This window comes from Paenibacillus sp. JT22N1, from assembly GCF_059692155.1.
Genome location: NZ_JCAUAW010000066.1, coordinates 1 through 1,186, shown reverse-complemented (window position 1 = coordinate 1,186; position 1,186 = coordinate 1). Strand labels below are relative to the sequence as shown.

1 pseudogene is annotated in these 1,186 nt (G+C 40.6%); it reads right to left on the bottom strand.

The window, feature by feature from the left end:
• Nucleotides 1–49 precede the first annotated feature (49 nt).
• Nucleotides 50–1,186 (bottom strand): annotated as a pseudogene (locus AC58UU_RS39890) (IS3 family transposase); the annotation flags it as partial.

The following is a 1,186-nucleotide window of genomic DNA, read 5'->3' as shown; positions in this document are numbered from 1 at the left end:
TGCACTTCTGTCAATAGCGTAGACACAAAATCAAGGAACAACCGTTGTATTAGGCCGGCTGACTTTTGTAGTAAAGTTGCTCAAAATGATGAGCCGACTCGTACCCTAAAGTAGAGTGAGCTCGAAGTCGATTGTAGTCAAATTCAATATAGGCATAGAGCTCTCTCATAGCTTGCTTACGGGTCTTAAATTTTGTTTGATACACAAGTTCTTTTTTCAACGTACTATGAAAAGATTCTATGCACGCATTATCGTAGCAATTTCCCTTGCGGCTCATACTGCCAATCATTTGGTAGGTTTGTATCTTTTCACGATACTCATGACAAGCGTACTGCGAGCCGCGATCAGAGTGATGGATTAATCCAGGTTCGGGCTTGCGTCGATTATATGCCTTCTCTAATGCGTCTAAAACTAACTCTCTTGTCATCCGAGCTCCCATCGCAAATCCTACGATTTTGCGAGAATATAAGTCCATTACGCTGGCCAAATACAACCAACCTTCACCTGTTGCAATGTAGGTGATATCCGTTACCCAAGCTTTATTCGGTGCTAGCACTTTAAACTGGCGATTTAACACATTGTCGTACACTGGCAAATGGTGTTTAGAATTTGTTGTAGCCTTGATTTTCCTAACCGTTATCGACTTTAACCCCAGTTTTCTCATGAGACGGCTGACCGTTTTGGAAGAAACAACTACTCCCTTTTTTCTTAAGATTTCCGTAATTGTAGGACTTCCCGCACGTTTTTTATAGTAGTTAAACAGACTTCGAATCTGCTTTTCTAGCACTTTTAGACGCTTTTCACGGGCGCTAGGTTCACGTTGTATCCATTTGTAATATCCGCTTCTAGAAACCTTTAAAATTGTGCACATCTTCTCGACCCTATACTGGAAGCGTTGTTTATAAATAAACGGATAAATCAGCGCGGGTCCTTTGTGAAGAAGTGCATCGCCTTTTTTAAAATGTCATTCTCTTCTTGGAGTTCTAGGTATTGTTTTTCCAATTTTTTTAGGCGCTCATAATCTACAAATACCTGGGACTGCGTTTCAACCGCACCCGATCCATACTGTTTGATCCAGTGACTTAGGGTACTTTTAGGAATGTTTAATTCTCTGGCTATTTGCGTCGGTTTCTTACCTGAAGACTCCATGTGTTCAATCGTATTACGTTTAAATTCTTCATCATAA